The organism is Prosthecobacter sp. Pr1 (assembly GCF_057652315.1).
This window is the reverse complement of sequence record NZ_JBYFBS010000011.1, coordinates 186,129-202,069: the sequence shown is the minus strand read 5'-3', so window position 1 is coordinate 202,069 and position 15,941 is coordinate 186,129. Positions and strand designations below refer to the sequence as shown.

General features: G+C 62.2%; 14 protein-coding genes. 10 read left to right on the top strand and 4 right to left on the bottom strand.

Going from position 1 to position 15,941, the window contains the following annotated elements; translation table 11 throughout:
• Positions 1-152: 152 nt before the first annotated feature.
• The gene (gene waaF / locus AC24GY_RS18620; protein WP_487686268.1) at positions 153-2,120 is read right to left on the bottom strand and encodes a lipopolysaccharide heptosyltransferase II; all 1,968 of its coding nucleotides are present in this window, start codon (positions 2,118-2,120) and stop codon (positions 153-155) included.
• 80 nt (positions 2,121-2,200) lie between these two features.
• Here waaF and AC24GY_RS18615 point away from each other — a divergent pair, with 80 nt between their 5' ends.
• Positions 2,201-3,532, top strand: a complete 1,332-nt coding sequence (locus tag AC24GY_RS18615) for a sulfatase-like hydrolase/transferase (RefSeq protein ID WP_487686265.1) — start codon at positions 2,201-2,203, stop codon at positions 3,530-3,532.
• Positions 3,533-3,760: 228 nt separating this feature from the next.
• On the opposite strand, the gene AC24GY_RS18610 is transcribed toward AC24GY_RS18615, so the two are convergent.
• Positions 3,761-4,399 carry a response regulator transcription factor gene (locus AC24GY_RS18610; RefSeq protein ID WP_294396957.1) on the bottom strand — a complete coding sequence of 213 codons (639 nt, stop codon included), beginning with the start codon at positions 4,397-4,399 and terminating at the stop codon, positions 3,761-3,763.
• A 211-nt stretch (positions 4,400-4,610) separates the two neighbouring features.
• On the opposite strand from AC24GY_RS18610, the gene AC24GY_RS18605 reads away from it, so the two are divergent.
• The 9 genes from AC24GY_RS18605 to AC24GY_RS18565 all read left to right on the top strand — a co-directional run bounded on the left by AC24GY_RS18605 (position 4,611) and on the right by AC24GY_RS18565 (position 14,089).
• Positions 4,611-5,060 (top strand): ExbD/TolR family protein, encoded by a 450-nt coding sequence (locus AC24GY_RS18605; RefSeq protein WP_487686260.1) that lies wholly within the window; start codon positions 4,611-4,613, stop codon positions 5,058-5,060.
• 42 nt (positions 5,061-5,102) lie between these two features.
• Positions 5,103-7,829, top strand: a complete 2,727-nt coding sequence (locus tag AC24GY_RS18600; protein ID WP_487686257.1) for a DUF7133 domain-containing protein — start codon at positions 5,103-5,105, stop codon at positions 7,827-7,829.
• 320 nt (positions 7,830-8,149) lie between these two features.
• A complete protein-coding gene (locus AC24GY_RS18595) occupies positions 8,150-8,575 on the top strand; it encodes a hypothetical protein (protein ID WP_487686254.1) in 426 nt (141 codons plus the stop codon).
• Between the two features lie 207 nt (positions 8,576-8,782).
• Positions 8,783-10,951, top strand: a complete 2,169-nt coding sequence (locus AC24GY_RS18590; RefSeq protein ID WP_487686251.1) for a TonB-dependent siderophore receptor — start codon at positions 8,783-8,785, stop codon at positions 10,949-10,951.
• An 18-nt stretch (positions 10,952-10,969) separates the two neighbouring features.
• Positions 10,970-11,788 (top strand): DJ-1/PfpI family protein, encoded by an 819-nt coding sequence (locus AC24GY_RS18585; protein ID WP_422319291.1) that lies wholly within the window; start codon positions 10,970-10,972, stop codon positions 11,786-11,788.
• A gap of 70 nt (positions 11,789-11,858) precedes the next feature.
• Complete coding sequence (locus AC24GY_RS18580; protein WP_422319289.1) at positions 11,859-12,347, top strand: c-type cytochrome; 489 nt, start codon at positions 11,859-11,861, stop codon at positions 12,345-12,347.
• Positions 12,348-12,365: 18 nt separating this feature from the next.
• A complete protein-coding gene (locus AC24GY_RS18575) occupies positions 12,366-13,016 on the top strand; it encodes a c-type cytochrome (RefSeq protein ID WP_487686247.1) in 651 nt (216 codons plus the stop codon).
• Between the two features lie 4 nt (positions 13,017-13,020).
• On the top strand, positions 13,021-13,746 hold the full coding sequence (locus AC24GY_RS18570; protein ID WP_487686244.1) for an SCO family protein: 726 nt from the start codon (positions 13,021-13,023) through the stop codon (positions 13,744-13,746).
• Between the two features lie 25 nt (positions 13,747-13,771).
• A complete protein-coding gene (locus tag AC24GY_RS18565; RefSeq protein ID WP_487686241.1) occupies positions 13,772-14,089 on the top strand; it encodes a heavy-metal-associated domain-containing protein in 318 nt (105 codons plus the stop codon).
• A gap of 18 nt (positions 14,090-14,107) precedes the next feature.
• Here the strand turns inward: AC24GY_RS18565 and AC24GY_RS18560 are convergent, their stop codons facing one another.
• Together AC24GY_RS18560 and AC24GY_RS18555 are read right to left on the bottom strand one after the other, a co-directional pair.
• Positions 14,108-14,632 (bottom strand): response regulator transcription factor, encoded by a 525-nt coding sequence (locus AC24GY_RS18560; protein WP_487686238.1) that lies wholly within the window; start codon positions 14,630-14,632, stop codon positions 14,108-14,110.
• Positions 14,629-15,933 (bottom strand): ATP-binding protein, encoded by a 1,305-nt coding sequence (locus tag AC24GY_RS18555; protein WP_487686235.1) that lies wholly within the window; start codon positions 15,931-15,933, stop codon positions 14,629-14,631. Before AC24GY_RS18555 ends, AC24GY_RS18560 begins: the two co-directional genes overlap by 4 nt.
• Positions 15,934-15,941: the final 8 nt, after the last annotated feature.

Below are 15,941 nucleotides of genomic sequence, written 5' to 3'. Positions count from 1 at the left end.
GTCAGCGCCCACGCAATCTCCCCGGCTCACCCAAGTCCCGCAAATCGACCGATGCATGCGTCAGCCTGCCGGAGAGCGGCACGAAAAGCCAGCTCGCAGGTTGCGGGTGTTGGCGAGAGCGCTGGCCGACAGACAAGAGTGTCTGTCGTACTTCAGAGCACTCCACTGGTCTTCAGCACGGCCTGGGCCACCTCTTCGGGTGTGACGAGGGTCATGCAGTTGTAGTGGCCGAAGGGGCACTCGCGCTCGAAGCAGGGGCTGCACTCGATCTTGTGCTGGATGACGGTGTGGCGGTCGCCGAGCGGGCCGGTTTCGATCGGGCAGGTGGAGCCGAAGATGCTCACGGTGGGAATGCCGAGGGCCGCTGCCAGATGCATGGTACCGGTGTCATTGGTAAGCAGGAGCTGGCAGCCGCGCAGTTTGGCGATGAGCTCGGAGAGCCGTGTTTTGCCCACGAAGTTTTCATGGGGTGCATGGAGCATGGCGGAGAGCTTTTCGCCCATCTCCTTCTCCCCGGGGGCGCCAAATAACTCCCAGCGGAACTGGGAATGCTGCGCGGAGATTTGATTCACCACGGCGGCAAAGCGCTCCAGCGGCCAGCGCTTGGCGGGCCCGTACTCGGCACCGGCACAAACGCCGACACGGATGATGCCATCAGTCGAGACCGGCGGTGTTCCGGCGTCCCACACGCCGGGTTGATCGATGTCGGCGCCGATGCCCTTGGCGATGCGCAGGTAGCGGTGCGCATGATGCTCCTTGCTTCCTTTGGCCGGGCCTCCCTTGATGATCTGATTGAGCAGTTTTGCACGGAACGACCCTTTCACCCCGACACGGCGGGGAATGCCTGCGAGCCAGATTTCCAGGGTGCTGCGGGTGGAATTGGTGCAGAACACGGCGGCATCAAACTTCACGCCGGTAGCCTTGATGCGCCTGGCCACAGCGAAGAGGCCTTCCTTGGCGGGCTTGCCGATGTAGCGCGAGACTTCGGGCATGGAGAGCCACAGCTCCTCCAGTTTGTCCGGGCCGAGAATCGTGATCTTCATGTCCGGCCGGCCGCGTTTGATGGCGCGCACCATGGGGAAGGCCATGCAGGCGTCTCCGAGCCAGTTGGGGCTGCGGATGAGCAGCTCAAAGGGCTGCAGGCGTGTCAGGTCGTAGTCCGTGGGAAAGGCCACACCACGACGATATTCTGCCAGCAGGAATCGCGGCTTGGGCAGCTTCCAGCGGTTGTGCACCCAGAACCAGCTCGCAGGCTGCTCGCGGATCAGCTTCTCCACGGCGGCGTTGATGGCCAGGGTCAGGCCATCGGCGTTGGGCTGTGATTCATCGGCTTTGACCTCCGGGGCGCAGACCAACCGCCAGCGTGCCGGGCCGTCATTGTAAACCATCATGGGCAGCACCACCGCATCCGTGCGGATGGCCATGAGCGCCGCGATGGTGGTGGTGGAGGCCAGGCGGTCAAAGAAGGGACACCACAGGCCGTGATCTCCGGCATGCTGATCCACCAGCACACCGACCTGACCGGCCTCGCGCATGAACTTCATGGGCGCATTGAACCCGGCCTGCCGGTCAAACAGCGTATACCCCAGCTTCTCGCGACGGCGGAGCACCAAGGCATTGAGCCAGGGATTGTGCAGCGGCTGGTAAATGGCGCCGGCCTTGTGACCACGCACATACATGGACGGCACCTGGGTGAGGATCTCCCAGCAGCTGGCATGCAGCACCAGGTTCAGAAGCGGACGTTTGCCGTCGTCGTAGGCCGCCTGCGCGCGCTCGATGCCTTCGGACCGCACATGCCTGCAGATCGCAGCCTCGGACATCAGCGGCAGTTTGAAACCGCAGAGCACGTTGGCGAACAGGCTCTTGAAGTGCTCATAGGCGAGGGCCTTGAGTTCGGCGGAGGATTTCTCGCGGCCAAAGGCGATGTGCAGGTTGTGCAGCGCGAGGCGGCGGTATTTGCCAGCCAGAAAATACACCACGGTGCCCAGCACCCGGCCGATGTACCACACCACGATGAGCGGCAGCAGCCACAGCACGCCTTCGATGCACCGGAACAGCGCGTAAACCAGCCACTGCACGGTGCGTGTGGATAGTCTGGCGGAGTCTTTGGCGTGGCCCATGTGCCCTCTTTATGCCGCAACGCTTCCGGGCACGCAACCGTTCATGCGAGATCGGCGGGGGCGGCTTCGTTTGGCGTGGCATGCACCGCTTTTTTCTCCTGCTCCTGACCTGCTGCCCGCTGCTGCATGCAGCCGCCGCGAAGCCGAACATCGTTTTCATCATGGCGGATGATCTCGGCTGGGCGGACGTGGCCTTTCACGCTGGCACGGCCCCCACTCCCACGCTGGACAAACTGGCCCGGGAGGGCCTGGAGCTCACGCATCACTACTCCGCGCCCGTGTGCAGCCCCACGCGCACGGGATTGATGACGGGGCGCTGCTGGAGCCGCTTTGGCGTCACGACCCCGCAGAGTGTACGGGCGCTGCCATGGGATACGGTGACGCTGCCGCGTGCACTGAAATCGGCGGGCTATGAAACCTGCCTCACGGGCAAGTGGCATCTTGGCTCAAAACCCGCGTGGGGACCGAATCACTTTGGCTTTGATCACAGCTACGGCTCGCTGGGCGGCGGTGTGGGGCCGTGGGACCACCATTACAAGAAGGGCGAGTTCACCGAGACGTGGCATCGGGATGAAAAGCTCATCACGGAACCCGGTCATGTGACGGACTTGATCGCCAAGGAGGCCTGTGACTGGCTGGCGGCGCGGAAGGACGCGCCGTTTTTCCTCTATGTGCCGCTGACGGCGGTGCACCTGCCCGTGAAGGAACCGGAGGAGTGGTTATCTAAAGTACCTGCGGGCATCACCGGTGCGGTGGCCCGGCAATACGCCGCGTGCATCATGCACATGGATGCGGCGGTGGGGCAGATCGTGGCCGCGCTGGAAAAGAACGGGCAGCGCGGCAGTACGCTGCTCGTTTTCACCAGCGACAACGGCGGCAGCACCGCTGAGAACAACGGCCAGGCCTACCCGCCGGATGATTATGCCACCGGCCCGCTGCCGGGAAACAACCGGCCGCTGCGCGATGAAAAGGGCAGCGTCTATGAAGGCGGTACACGTGTGCCTTGCCTCCTGAACTGGCCCGGCACGCTGAAACCCGGCACGCATGACGCGCCGGTGCAGATCATCGACTGGATGCCCACCTTCTGCGCGCTGGCCGGATTCAAACCGGCCAAGGATCTGAAATGGGACGGCGTGAATCTCTGGCCGCAGCTGGCCGAAGGAGCGCCGCCGCCGCCGCGCACGCTCTACACCGTGGGCCCCAATTTCAAATCACGCGCCCTGCGCTGCGACCCCTGGAAACTGGTGGTGCAGGGCACGGCGGGGAAAGAAAAATTCGAGCTCTATGACATCATCGTCGATCCGAATGAAACCAAGGATGTGGCGGCGCAGCAGCCGGATGTGCTGGCGACGATGAAGGAGCGGCTGCGAGTGAAGGCACGGGCCGACCGCGATGCGGTGGTGAAGGACTGAGCGTGTTTTCTGAAAGTAGGTTGGGTATGTTTGGCGGATGATGATTTCTCCATCACCCAGAGGCTGCTTCGCCAAACCGCCCGACTCTGGGAGCGTTCGCAGGCGGCTGTGCGTTGCCACACGCTCAGGGACGGGCGGGCTGTCGCCACACCCATCCTACGTCAGAGCACAAAAAAACGGGCGGTGTTTGCACACCGCCCGTTGGCAAGATTGTTGTTGTGAGAAATCCTATTTCTCCACCCAGCGGACGGCTTCCATGAGCAGTTCGCGAGCGGAGGCGAGGCCGAGCTTCTGACGGATGTTGGCCTTGTGGGCGTCCACCGTCTTGGCGCTGAGGGCCAGCTTTTCTGCGATGCTGTGGGAGTCGAAACCGCGGCCCACCATCTCGAAGATTTCGAGCTGACGGTCGCTGAGCATGCGGGCGGGTTCGCCACGGGAGCCGCCGCGAGGGCCGCCACCGGAGACGATGCTGCCGAGCAGGGAAGCGCTGAAGAAGAAGGAACCAGCGGCCACCTGACGGAGGCCCTGCAGCACGCGGGTGCTGGGTTCGCCCTTCATCACATAGCCCATGGCACCGGCGCGCAGGCAGCGCTCCGCATACACGTTTTCATCGTGCATCGAGTACACGAGGATCTGCATGTTTGGATGGCTGGCACGCAGCTTTTTGATGAGGTCCACACCACTGCGGTCCTTCAGGGTGATGTCGAGCACGACTACGTCGGGCTTGAGTTTGGCGATCTGCTGAAGAGCGGTATTGGCGTCTTCGGCGCTGCCGATGACCTGCATGTCTTCCTGCTGGTCGATTAGTTTCTTAAGCCCTTCGATAACGATAGGGTGGTCGTCGAGTATATAGATTTTGCTTTTCACGGTCGGACTAGAAGACTCATTTTCAAAAGAATGTCAAGCCTACGTTCTTAAGAAACTTTGAGCGAGGAATGCACTCCATTGCATTTCAATGTTTGAGAGCATGGTCATTTAACCCAAAACGCACCCTCCATCCACCCTTAAAGTAGGACTTCAGGGCTTAAAAAGCCACCCCAAGATTCCCCTCTAGTGCGCGTCATGCAAACCACATGCCATGAAACACCACATCCATTCCGACGATATCGCGATTGGTTTTCAGATCGCTCCCATGATCGATGTGGTCTTCGTCATCATGCTGTTTTTCATGGTCATGACGGGCTCTGTGAAGGTGGAGCGCGAGCTTCGCACCCGGCTGCCCAATCCTGGAAATCCTGAGCAGGCCATCCAGTGGCCTTCAGAAGAGATCTCCATCGGCATTCTCGAAGACGGCACCGTGACGATGAACGAGGAGGTGTTTGACACTCCCAAGGACAAAGCCCTGCCTTCGCTGACCAAGAATCTGCGCCGTGCTTCCGAATCCTCCGCACGGCAGCAGCAGAAGGTGCTGGTGACGATCCAGGCGGAAGAGCAGGCGAGCTACGAGCGGGTCATTGATGTGCTCAATTCGCTGCATAAGGCCGGGATTCAAAACGTGACTTTCACGGTCGGCAACAACCCGCTTTGATCTCCGCCGACAGGCTTCTGCCACAGCGCGCGTTCTTTGCGCATGTCCCGCTGCTTTCTCTTCCTGCTGCTTTCATCAGCCGGCGCCTTCGCCCAGCTCGCCAACAGCCCGCCGGTACCCCAATGGCTGGCGGCACCTGAAGCCGGCACGACCTTCACCCAGACCGTGAAGCACGAGGGCAAGCTGCTCAAGGCCGTGCTGCTCACCGCCAGTGATGGCGCCGTGGAGATCGTGCTCGATGGCAAGACCCTCGCCACCATCAAAGCCGCTGACACCGCGACTGGCACGGACCTCACGCAGCAGCTGGGTGATGGCAAAGCGCATCAGCTCGGGCTGCGTGTGCCGGGCAAAGCGAAAACCGCCGCGCGGCTGGAGCTCAATGGGGACCTCGCCGCCGTGCGCTGGATCGCCACGGATGCGAGCTGGAAGAACGCGGTGGTGGTGGGACCCACCGATGCCGATCCGGCCACGAACCCCTTCGACTTGAAGAAGACCTTTGATGCCTACAACTCCTGGCAGCTCGCCAAACCGGGCGCGCAGAATCAGGCGACTGATCCCGCCACGCTGACCTTGCCGCCGGGCTTCAAAGCAGAGCTGATCCGCTCCGCACAGCCGGGGGAAGACTCCTGGGTTTCGATGGCGTTTGATCCGCAGGGCCGCATCACGCTGGGCAAGGAGAAGAAGGGCCTCATTCGCCTTACGCTCAGCGGCAGCGGGGATCAGAAAGTGGAGATCATCGACGATGAGCTGCTGGAATGCCGGGGCCTGCTCTATGCGCATGGATCGCTCTTCGCGAACGCCAACAACTCGAAAGCGCTCTACCGTCTCACCGACTCGAACGGCGACGGCACCTTTGACGAACGCAAAGAACTCGTCCGCACCGAAGGCGGCGTGGGTCATGGCCGCAATCACATCAAGCTCGGCCCCGATGGCGACATCTACGTGGCGCATGGCAACAACGTGCTGCTGCCGAAGAACCTCGATCCTGATTCGCCGCTGAAGAACTACGCGAATGACCAGCTCATTCCGAACCCGTGGGACAGCAGCATGTTTGACGGCAACGTGGAGCTCCCCGCCGGCCACATCCTGCGCGTGAAGCCGGACGGCAGCAAAGTCACGCTCCTCGCAGGTGGTTTGCGCAACCCGCTGGACATCGCTTTCAATTCACGCGGCGATCTCTTCACCTTCGATGCCGACATGGAGCGGGATGTGGGCACGCCTTGGTACATGCCCACACGGGTGCTGCAGATCGTACCCGGCGGCGACTACGGCTGGCGCAGAGGCACGAGTCGCTTTCCGGCATGGTATGCGGACACGCTGCCGAGTGTGATCGACATCGGGTTGTCTTCGCCGACGGGGATTTACTTTGGGTATGGAGCGGAGTTTCCGCAGAAATATCAGGATGCGCTCTACCTGCTGGATTGGAGCTACGGGCGCATCATCGCGGTGCATTTTGGCAGCACCGTGACGCAGGAAACCTTCGTGGCAGGCAGGCCGCTGAATGTCACCGACGGCTGCATCGGGCCCGACGGAGCCATGTGGTTTACCACCGGTGGTCGTGGCACGCAGAGCGGGCTGTATCGAGTGACTTATGCAGGCAACCGGCCTCAACAGAAAGCAGTCGCGGCAAAGCCACTAAGCGCCGCCTTGTCAAAACACGCCGAGCGCATGCGGTTGGAAAGCCAGCCGATCAGTGAATGGCGCGAGCAGGCGCTGCACTCCAAGGACATGAGTTCTTTGCTGGCCCTTGCGCGTGTGGGTCAGTCCAGCGATCTACCGGCGATTCTCGATGCCGTTTTGAAGGCGTCGCCTGCACCGACTTTGGATACCTTGCGGGTGATCGCAGTTGCCATCGCGCGACAGGGAGCACCCGATGAAGCCCAGCAGAAAAAGCTCATGGCCTGGGCGGCTTTTCCTGCGGACGAAACCTTTCTCAACCGCGAGCTCTGCCGCCTGCTCGTCTATTTGAAATCCCCGACGGTCATCACGAAAACGATGCCTCTTCTCAAAGCGGCCACGACTTCGGAGGACTTGTTGTTTTACCCCTTCATGCTGCGCTACCTCAAAGACGGCTGGACGCTGGAGCAGCGGAAGGTCGCGTTTGAGGCGCTGAACAAGGCGGAGAAGATGAACGGGGCCTCCACCTTCTTCAAAGCGATCAGCGACACGCGCAGCGAGCTGGCGGCGGCGCTGAAGCCGGAGGAGGCCACGCAGCTCGCAGTGGTGATCTCGCCGGCGAAGCCTGCGGTGCTTTCCGCGCATGCGCTGCCGGGGCATTCATTCAAGAACTGGACGCTGGAAGATCTGGCCCTGCTGCTGGCAAAGATGGATGCGAAGACGCGCAGCCGCGACAGTGCGAAGGATGCGCTCATTCGTGCGCAATGTGTGTTCTGCCATAAAGTGAGCAATGATACCACCTTGCCCGCAGGCGTGTTTGGGCCGGATCTGGTGCAGGTGTCTTCACGCTTCAACCGCCGCGATCTGCTGGATCACATCTTGAACCCCTCCAAGTTCATCGACGAAAAATTCCGCTACGTGACCGTGAAGACGAGCGATGGCAAAACGATCACCGGCAGTCTGGAGAGCGAGGACGATGAACGCGTGGTGCTGCGGCCCAATCCGCTCGCGCCTGAGAAGAGCGAGATCGCCAAGGCGATGATCAAGGAGCGCAGCGTGTCCGAGATTTCGCCGATGCCGCCGGGCCTGCTCAATTCGCTGAAGGCGGAGCAGATTCTCGATCTGCTGGCGTGGTTTGAGAATTTGAAGTGAGGGAGCTTTTTCCGAGACATTGCGGTTTGAGAAAGGGGGCAGGCTACAAGACAGCAGTCCACGCTGGGACGAAGGATTCCAGGGACGCGCGCAACGCGTCCCTACCAGCCTTTCGTGACACTGCCGAAGGGCAGGTAGGGAACCGCTGATACGGGTCCGAAGTTGTGGGTCTATCGCGGCGCAGGCTCCAAAAGAGGTGCGCCGTCCTTGGAGCGATGAAAGACGTAAGCCCGCCCGTCCATGAGCGTGCCGCAAACACACTGGCCTTGGCACTGAGCGGCGAAAGTTGACACGGCGCGTCGTGCTACCATACTTGTACCATGTCCTCCCGCTCCAAAGCATCGCTGCTGTCGCGAATCGCGCGGCTGGTGATCGTGGGGACGATCTGTCTGTCTCTGGGTCTGCACTGGGCCTTGCTGCAGGGAGTCGCGTGGGCGGGGATGCTGGTCTCCTTTGCCAGCGAAGGGACGGTGATGGAGGCGGTGCAGAAAACTTTTGATGGGCAGCATGGCTGCCCGCTTTGCAAAAAAGTGAAGGAAGGCCAGTCCAACCGCAAGCAGCCGCAGCAGGCGGGACAGTCCATGCAGAAGATCAACGCCGTGCTGGTGGAGATGACGACCCTGACCGCCCCTGCAGGAAACACTTTCTCATTCGTGCCGCTGCACGAAACGTTGGTGCAACGCACCGAACTGCCGGAGACGCCACCGCCAAGACGCGGCAGCAGCAGACTCCTCTCTCTGGGTTGAGCACCACAGACGCACCCACTGCGTGAACTCGCAGGCAGGCGCGACTGTCTTCACGCCTCATCACCGTCGTGCCCCCCGGCCCGCGTCGGAATGGGCATGGGCATACACTCGTCATCCCAGACAACGCGCACCATCACGCCCTGACCGGACACTCATGGCGTGAGGACTTCACTCATGTGCCCTGTTCTATTTTTTCAATCATCACTCATGCTTTCCTCTCTTTTTCTAAAGCGCATTTCCCGCATCAGGCTTCTCGCGGCAGTCTCTCTGCTTGCCGTTCCCACGGTCTATTCTCAAAACACACCTGCCCCGCAAAAGGGCGGGCCCAAGGTCAAGGCCACGCCCGCCTCCACGCCCGCAGAGCTCGCGCGCCAGGAGTCCAAGGAGCTGCCGGAGATCATCATCACCGCCCAGCCGGACTCCTACCTGGCACCGTATGCGAACACGACCACGCGTTCGGAGATTCCGCTGCGCCAGCTCCCGCAGTCGGCGCAGGTCATCACACGCACGCTGATGGACAACCAGCTCTCCCAGAACCCGGGGGATGTGGTGAAAAACTTCAGCGGGGTCGTCGGCAACGACACTCGTGAGATCAACAATGTGCAGTATTACATCCGCGGCTTTCAGTCGGCCCCCTACCTGGACAACTTTCAGCTCTACTACCCGGGACCGGCAGCGGAGACACTGATCAACACGGAGCGGGTGGAGGTCGTCAAAGGACCCACGGGCACCATGTTTGGCGGCGCGGCAGGCGGCCCGATCGGAGGCTTGCTGAACTTCGTTTCCAAGCGTCCTGAAAAAGAGGCGCACTACATGATGGGCATGAACGCCGGAAGCTGGGGCGCCTATGGCAACATCTGGGACGTGAACCAGCCGCTGGACAAAAACGGCCGTGTGCTGTTCCGCATCACCGGAGACGTGCGCGAGACGCGGGACGTGAATCCCTACATCAAAGGGCATCTCACCAGCTTCTTCCCCACGCTGGCCATCTCGCTGAGTGATGACACGACCCTCACGCTGCGCGGACGCTACTCCGACCGCTCGCAGACGGACTACAGCGGCCTGCCCGGCAGCGGGACGGTAAATCCAGCCAGCTTCAGCTTCAACCGCTACACCATCTTCCGCGCTGAAGGCCAGCCAGCGACCACCTCAAAAACGCGCAGCCTGAGCGCCGAGCTGAAGCACAGCTTCAACAGCGACTGGAACTTCATTCTCGAAGCCAACTTCATCGACATGAACTTTGACCAGTTCTCGGTGTTTCCCAGCTTCTTTGTCGCTCCGTTCGGGTCCCTCTATCCGGTGGATACCGGCACGCTGCTGCAAAACATGCACTCCTTTGCCTTCAATGCGCGGGTGAACGGCAAGTTTGAAACAGGTGCGCTCAAGCACAGCCTGACCATGGGCATGGACTTTGACCAGACGACGGACAATGGCGTGATGCTGGTGAATCCGGTGATTGGTTTCATTGATGCGACCAGTCCTGCCTACCCCACCTTTGCCGGCGGTGGCCTGCCGTTTGCCGACCAGCACAATGACTACCAGACCATCGCCGGTTTCCTTCAGGATCAGGTCACCTTCGCCGAGAAGTTTCACCTCATGGGATCCATGCGTTACAGCCAGCTTCAGGTCCATGACGTGGACACCGCCGCCGGCATTGACTCCCGTTTGAACGAGCACCGCGTCACCGGCAGGGCAGGGGTTTCCGTGGATGTCACGGAGTGGATGACCGCCTTTGCGGGATGGGGCCAGGGTTTCCAGGCACCGGTGGGCGTCCCGATCGCGGGCCCCAAGAAAGTTATCGAAGGAGAGCAGTGGGAGGCCGGCTTCAAGTTTGAGATCAGCAAGACCCTGCAGGGCTCGCTGGCGTGGTTTCACAACGAGCGCAGCAATGTGCCCGTCTCGACCGGACTGCTCAGCGTGCAGTCAGGCATGCAGCGGGCCCAGGGCATCGAGGCGGACCTCATCTGGAAGCCCTTCTCAGAGGTCAGCGTGCTGGTGAACTATGCCTTTCAGGATGCCCGAATTGTCTCGGACACGACGCTGCCTGCAGGCAACCGCCTGCCGCGCATTCCGCAGCACTCAGGCCGCATCGCGGTGCGCTATGACCGCAAGGAAGGTCTGTTCCGTGGATTCGGCATGGGGATGGGAGTCACGATGGCAAGCTCCCGTGCGGGCGATTCAGCCAATACTTTCTCCACGCCTGCTTACGCCACGGTGGATGCGCAGCTCAGCTACACGCGCGGCCCGGCATCGGTGTCCGTGGGCATTCAGAACCTCTTCGACGCACGCTACTACCAGCCGCAGGCATTCCTGGGCGGAGCGGTGGCTCCCAATGCGCCCTTCAACGTCTTCTGCCAGGCCACGGTCCGCTTTTAATCTCAACGCCTGAACTCCATGAACACCGAGCGTCGTGAATTTCTACGTCAACTCACCTGCGTGCTGCCCGGCCTGGCCGCGCTGGCACAAACTACCAGCGCCCAGGCTGCCACAGAGACACCCAAGCCTGAACATGACATGTCCGCCATGCCTCCCGGCTGGATGGGGCATGAAGTGATCGTGCAGGTGCTTTACCCGCAGTTCACGGCGCTCGATCTCATCGGCCCGCATTACTTTCTGTCCTCCCTGATGGGAGCCAAAGTGCTGCTGGCGGCGAAGAGCATGGAACTCGTCAGTTCAGACTCGGGCGTGAAGATCATGCCCGACATCACCTTCGCCGACTGCCCGGCGGCGCTCGATCTGCTCTGCGTGCCTGGTGGCACGACGGGCACTCTGGCCGCCATGCAGGATGCGGAGACGATGGCTTTCATCCGCAAGGCGGGAGCGGCGGCGAAGGTCGTCTCCTCCGTCTGCACCGGTTCGCTCATCCTGGGTGCCGCAGGTCTGCTGAAAGGCAGAAAGGCCACCTCCCACTGGCTGGTCAAAGATTTGCTGCATCTCTTCGGCGCCACGGCTTCCAACGACCGTGTCGTGGAGGATGGCAAGGTCATCACCGCTGCCGGTGTCACCGCCGGCATGGACTTTGGCCTGCACATGTCCCTGAAGTGGCGGGACCGTGAATACACGGACTGCCTGGCTTTGCTGGCCGAGTACGACCCCCATCCGCCCACGACGGCGGGAGATCCTGCCAAAGCACCCGCCAAGTCCAAACAGCTCGTGGCGGACATGTTCACGGGCTTTCGCCAGAAGGTGGAAGCCATCGGCAAAGGCGGCTGAAGCACGAGCCCCGGTCACCCTCATCGAATCAAACTATCCCAAAAAAACCCAAAACCCCACCCCATCATTCATGAAAATATCCCTCAAACAACTCTTCGCAGCCGTTTGCGTGCTGCCCTTCACTTCGCTCATCCACGCTCAGGAATCGGCTCTTTCGGCGGAGTCGCTTGCACGCGGCCAGACGGTTTACATGCAGGTCTGCTTCGCGTGCCATCAGCCCACCGGGCTGGGCCTGCCGGGCATGTTCCCTCCGCTGGCCAGCTCTGACTGGGTGGCGGCGAAAAAGCCGGACCGCATCATCCGCATGGTGCTGCATGGCTTCACCGGACCCATCACGCTCAATGGCAAGCCCTTCACCTCCCCCGCGCCGCTCATGCCGCCGCAGGGCGCGGCACTCAGCGACAAACAGATCGCCGATGTGCTGACCTACGTACGCAACAGCTTTGGCAACAAGGCCGCCGCCGTCACGCCCGAGCAGGTGGCCGCCATCCGCGAAGCTGAGAAGGCGCGCAGCGCGATGTGGACCGAGGCCGAGATCAGCAAAATCCCCACCGAATAAAAACCATCTGCAAACATCATGTCTCAAAAATCATCTTCTCCCAAGAGCCTCGGCTCCTACATCACCGACCTGCTGACCTACGGCGTGGGCGCTGTCATGGGCGGCTCCATTCTCTTCATCGTGGGTGCGTTCATCGAAGGCTCCTTTGTGGCGCTGCGGGCCAAACCTCCTGCGCCCGCTGCAGAAGCCGCGCCGCCTGCGGCCACGCCACCCCCCGCACCCGCTGCTCCCGGCCCGGCACCTGCCAGCCCTGCTGCAGCCGGCGGAACAGATCTGCTGGCCACCGGCCAGCGCATCTACTCCACCGTGTGCATCGCCTGCCACCAGCCCACGGGGCAGGGGTTGCCGCCCATGTTTCCGCCGCTCGCGGGCTCTGACTGGGTCAACGTGAAAAAACCCGACCGCATGATCCGCATGGTGCTTCACGGTTTCACCGGTCCGTTCACCCTCAACGGCCAGCCATTCACCTCGCCTGCACCGCTGATGCCGCCGCAAGGTGGTGCGCTCAATGATGAGCAGATCGCAGGTGTGCTGACCTATGTGCGCAGCAACTTTGGCAACAAGGCGGGGGCCGTCACGCCCGCAGAGGTCGCCGCGATCCGTGAGACGGAGAAGGCGCGCAGTGCGATGTGGACGGAGGCCGAAATCCTCAAAATCCCCACCGAATAACACGATGCCGGATTCACCTCTTGAGGCATCGCCTCCGGGCATTCGCTACACCTCCGTCGGTGCTGACCTTCGCGTCAGCACCGGCTCCTGGGTGCGCATGGTGCTGGGCATCGGCATGGCCATCGCGGGTGTGGTGGTGCTGGGGCATTATGCCCGGCAGGCGCTCCCGCAGGCACCCCTGCCAGTGGTCACCCAAATCAAAGGTGATCTGGAAGTCACCGAGCGCAGCGGGCAGACGGTGAAACTTTCCGCCCTGCGCGGAAAGGTCACCGTCATGGCCTGCCTGTACACCGTGTGTCCGCATGGATGCGCGGCGGTGGTGGCGCAGATGCAGAAGCTCAATGCCGCCTACCGCACGCGGCCGGATTTCCATCTGGTCTCTCTCGCCGTGGCACCGGAGCGCGACACTTCCGGCTTCCTCAAGGCCTACGCTGAAGGCGTGGGCGCGAGGCCCGAAGATCCCTGGTGGTTCGTGACGGGTGAGCAGCAGCGCATCTGGGACTACATGACCCATGAGCTGCAGCTGCAGGCTCCCGCCGCCATCCCGGAGGAAAAGCGCATCAACCCGCTGGACCTCTATGAGCATGATCTGCGCATGGTCCTCATCGACCGCCAGGGCCGCGTGCGCGGCTACTACGCCGTCTTCCACCCTCAAGCCGAGATCGCCACGCTCATGACTGAAAAGCTCGGTCGTGACGTGCAGCGCCTGCTCGACAACCCCGCTGAATAATCAAAGCACCCCACATCCAAAGTTTATGAAACACCTTCTCACACTCCTCCTCAGTCTCATCACCATCGCCTCCTGCACCGCCGGAGATCCGGTGACCTTCGTCTATCAGGGCGAAGTCGCCGGCATCATGTGCATCCACTGCACGAACAAGGTCGAAGCCGCGATGAAGAAACTCCCCGACGTGCAAAGCGTCAAAATCACGCGCAATGAAAAAGGCGGCCTGCCCAAGCTCGAAATCATCGCCACCAACGCGAGGATCACCCGCGAAGACGCCGTAAAGGCGCTGGGAGACGATGCGAAGATGTATGACATCCGCAGCCTGAGGCTGGTCAAAGCTCCCTGAGTCCGAAGTCCAGCGTCCTCAGCCTGGCGGCTGCTTGCCGAGCTTGCGCTGCAGTGTGCGGCGGTCGATGCCGAGCGCTGCGGCGGCGTGCGAGATGTTGCCGCCGCAGTCATGCAGCACGCGCTGGATGTGCTCCCATTCGAGTCTGGCCAGGCTGGGCAGATCACCCGCTGCGGGACGCGCGGAGGACCCCTCGTGGCCTTCCAGGGCGGCGAGGACTTGATCTGCGCTGGCGGGTTTGAGCAGGTAGTCATCCGCCCCCAGGCGCACGGCCTCCAGAGCGCTTGGGATGCTGCCATAGCCGGTCAGAACGATCAGACGCACCTCCGGCAAAAGTTGCCGCAGCTCGGGAATGAGCGCCATTCCATGGCTGCTGCCAAGACGCATGTCCAGCACGATGCCCTGCGGCATGGTGGCGCGTGCTTCACTCATGGCTGCGGTGGCATTCGCGGCTTGATGCACCTCACAGCCACGCCTTTTCAGCGCGAGCGCCAGCGTGGTGCGAAAGCTCTCGTCGTCTTCGATCAACAGCACCTGCATCATTTCAAAGGAGGGGTGGAAGGTTGCAGCGGCAGGATGAGAGTCACACACGCGCCACCAGCGCTCAAGTTTCGCACCTCGACGCCGCCATGCTGCGCCGCCGCGAGACGCCGCACAAAGAACAAGCCCAGCCCCATGCCTGCGCCTTGCTCGCGCGTGCTGCGGAAGGGCTCGCCCCAGTGACGCAGCATCTCCTCGCTGAAGCCCGGACCGTGATCCTGCACGATGAAGCGCACGCTGCCGCCCGCAGCTTCCACCCGCAGCGTTACGGGCAATGAATCCGCAGAGGACAGCAGTGCATTGCGCAGCAGGACCAGCAGCGCCTCGCGCAGACCCGCGCAGGTGATGCGGGCATTGTGAGCTCCCTGCGTGAGTTTCACCCTCTCTCGTTGCTGCGCTGGCAGATCGTTCAAAACCAGCGCCACGACACCCGCGACCTCACACACGTCAGCCGATTGTCCCACGGCCTCCTGTCCCAGCTCCCGCAAACGCGCCAGCACTTCCTGACAGCGCGCGGCTTCGCGGGCGATGATCTCCGCGACTTCCTGCGTGGGCTGCGCTTTCATCTCTTCCGCCGCCAGCGCGATGGTGCCCAGTGGCGTGGCAAGCTCATGCGCAAAGCCCGTGGCCAAAGCCGCGACGGAGAGGAAGCGGTCGCGGGACTCCAGTTCGGCACGCAGTCGTGCGCGCTCCTTTTGCAGGCGATGCGAGCGCCGCCGCAAGGACAGCAGCAGCGCGAGAATGAAAATGCCCACGAGCACGATCGCCACGCCACGGCCTTGTTGCAGCAGAGCTTCAGACACAGCTGAGCCGTCCAGCATCCGCAGGGGAAGCGCGTACCGCCACAGCCAGCCACACCCCAGCGCCATCAGCGCGCCGAGGCTGATCACCGCAGATGAGCGCAGCGCCACCGCAGCGACGGTGAGCTGCACGAGATAGAACAGCACGAAAGGATTTTCCAGTCCGCCCGTCCAGTGCAGCAGGAAGGTCAGTGTGAAGGCATCCCACAGCAGCACGTGGAAAAAGCCGCCGCTCAGGTGGCCGCCGAGCACCCGCGTCCACCAAGCCAGCACCGCATTCGAAACCAGCGTGATGCCCACCGCGATCCCGCAGGGCCACCACGGCACGGCCACGCCCAGCTGCTCCACCACCAGCAGCGTCACACTTTGCCCGACGGCCGCCAGCCAGCGCAGCAGCACCAGCAAACGGGATGAAAGCTCCACGCCCACCCACACCTCGCTCAAACCAAGCCAGCGCCGCCAGCCTGGGATGGAGGGTTTGGGATGAGTGGCACTGGCTGGCATGGGCCTTC

What these genes read in the sequence shown, in the direction of transcription:
- waaF (WP_487686268.1), bottom strand. Translation starts at nt 2,120, where the DNA reads ATGGGCCACGCCAAAGACTCCGCCAGACTATCCACACGCACCGTGCAG.
- AC24GY_RS18615 (WP_487686265.1), top strand. Translation starts at nt 2,201, where the DNA reads ATGCACCGCTTTTTTCTCCTGCTCCTGACCTGCTGCCCGCTGCTGCAT.
- AC24GY_RS18605 (WP_487686260.1), top strand. Translation starts at nt 4,611, where the DNA reads ATGAAACACCACATCCATTCCGACGATATCGCGATTGGTTTTCAGATC.
- AC24GY_RS18600 (WP_487686257.1), top strand. Translation starts at nt 5,103, where the DNA reads ATGTCCCGCTGCTTTCTCTTCCTGCTGCTTTCATCAGCCGGCGCCTTC.
- AC24GY_RS18595 (WP_487686254.1), top strand. Translation starts at nt 8,150, where the DNA reads ATGTCCTCCCGCTCCAAAGCATCGCTGCTGTCGCGAATCGCGCGGCTG.
- AC24GY_RS18590 (WP_487686251.1), top strand. Translation starts at nt 8,783, where the DNA reads ATGCTTTCCTCTCTTTTTCTAAAGCGCATTTCCCGCATCAGGCTTCTC.
- AC24GY_RS18585 (WP_422319291.1), top strand. Translation starts at nt 10,970, where the DNA reads ATGAACACCGAGCGTCGTGAATTTCTACGTCAACTCACCTGCGTGCTG.
- AC24GY_RS18580 (WP_422319289.1), top strand. Translation starts at nt 11,859, where the DNA reads ATGAAAATATCCCTCAAACAACTCTTCGCAGCCGTTTGCGTGCTGCCC.
- AC24GY_RS18575 (WP_487686247.1), top strand. Translation starts at nt 12,366, where the DNA reads ATGTCTCAAAAATCATCTTCTCCCAAGAGCCTCGGCTCCTACATCACC.
- AC24GY_RS18570 (WP_487686244.1), top strand. Translation starts at nt 13,021, where the DNA reads ATGCCGGATTCACCTCTTGAGGCATCGCCTCCGGGCATTCGCTACACC.
- AC24GY_RS18565 (WP_487686241.1), top strand. Translation starts at nt 13,772, where the DNA reads ATGAAACACCTTCTCACACTCCTCCTCAGTCTCATCACCATCGCCTCC.
- AC24GY_RS18560 (WP_487686238.1), bottom strand. Translation starts at nt 14,632, where the DNA reads ATGATGCAGGTGCTGTTGATCGAAGACGACGAGAGCTTTCGCACCACG.
- AC24GY_RS18555 (WP_487686235.1), bottom strand. Translation starts at nt 15,933, where the DNA reads ATGCCAGCCAGTGCCACTCATCCCAAACCCTCCATCCCAGGCTGGCGG.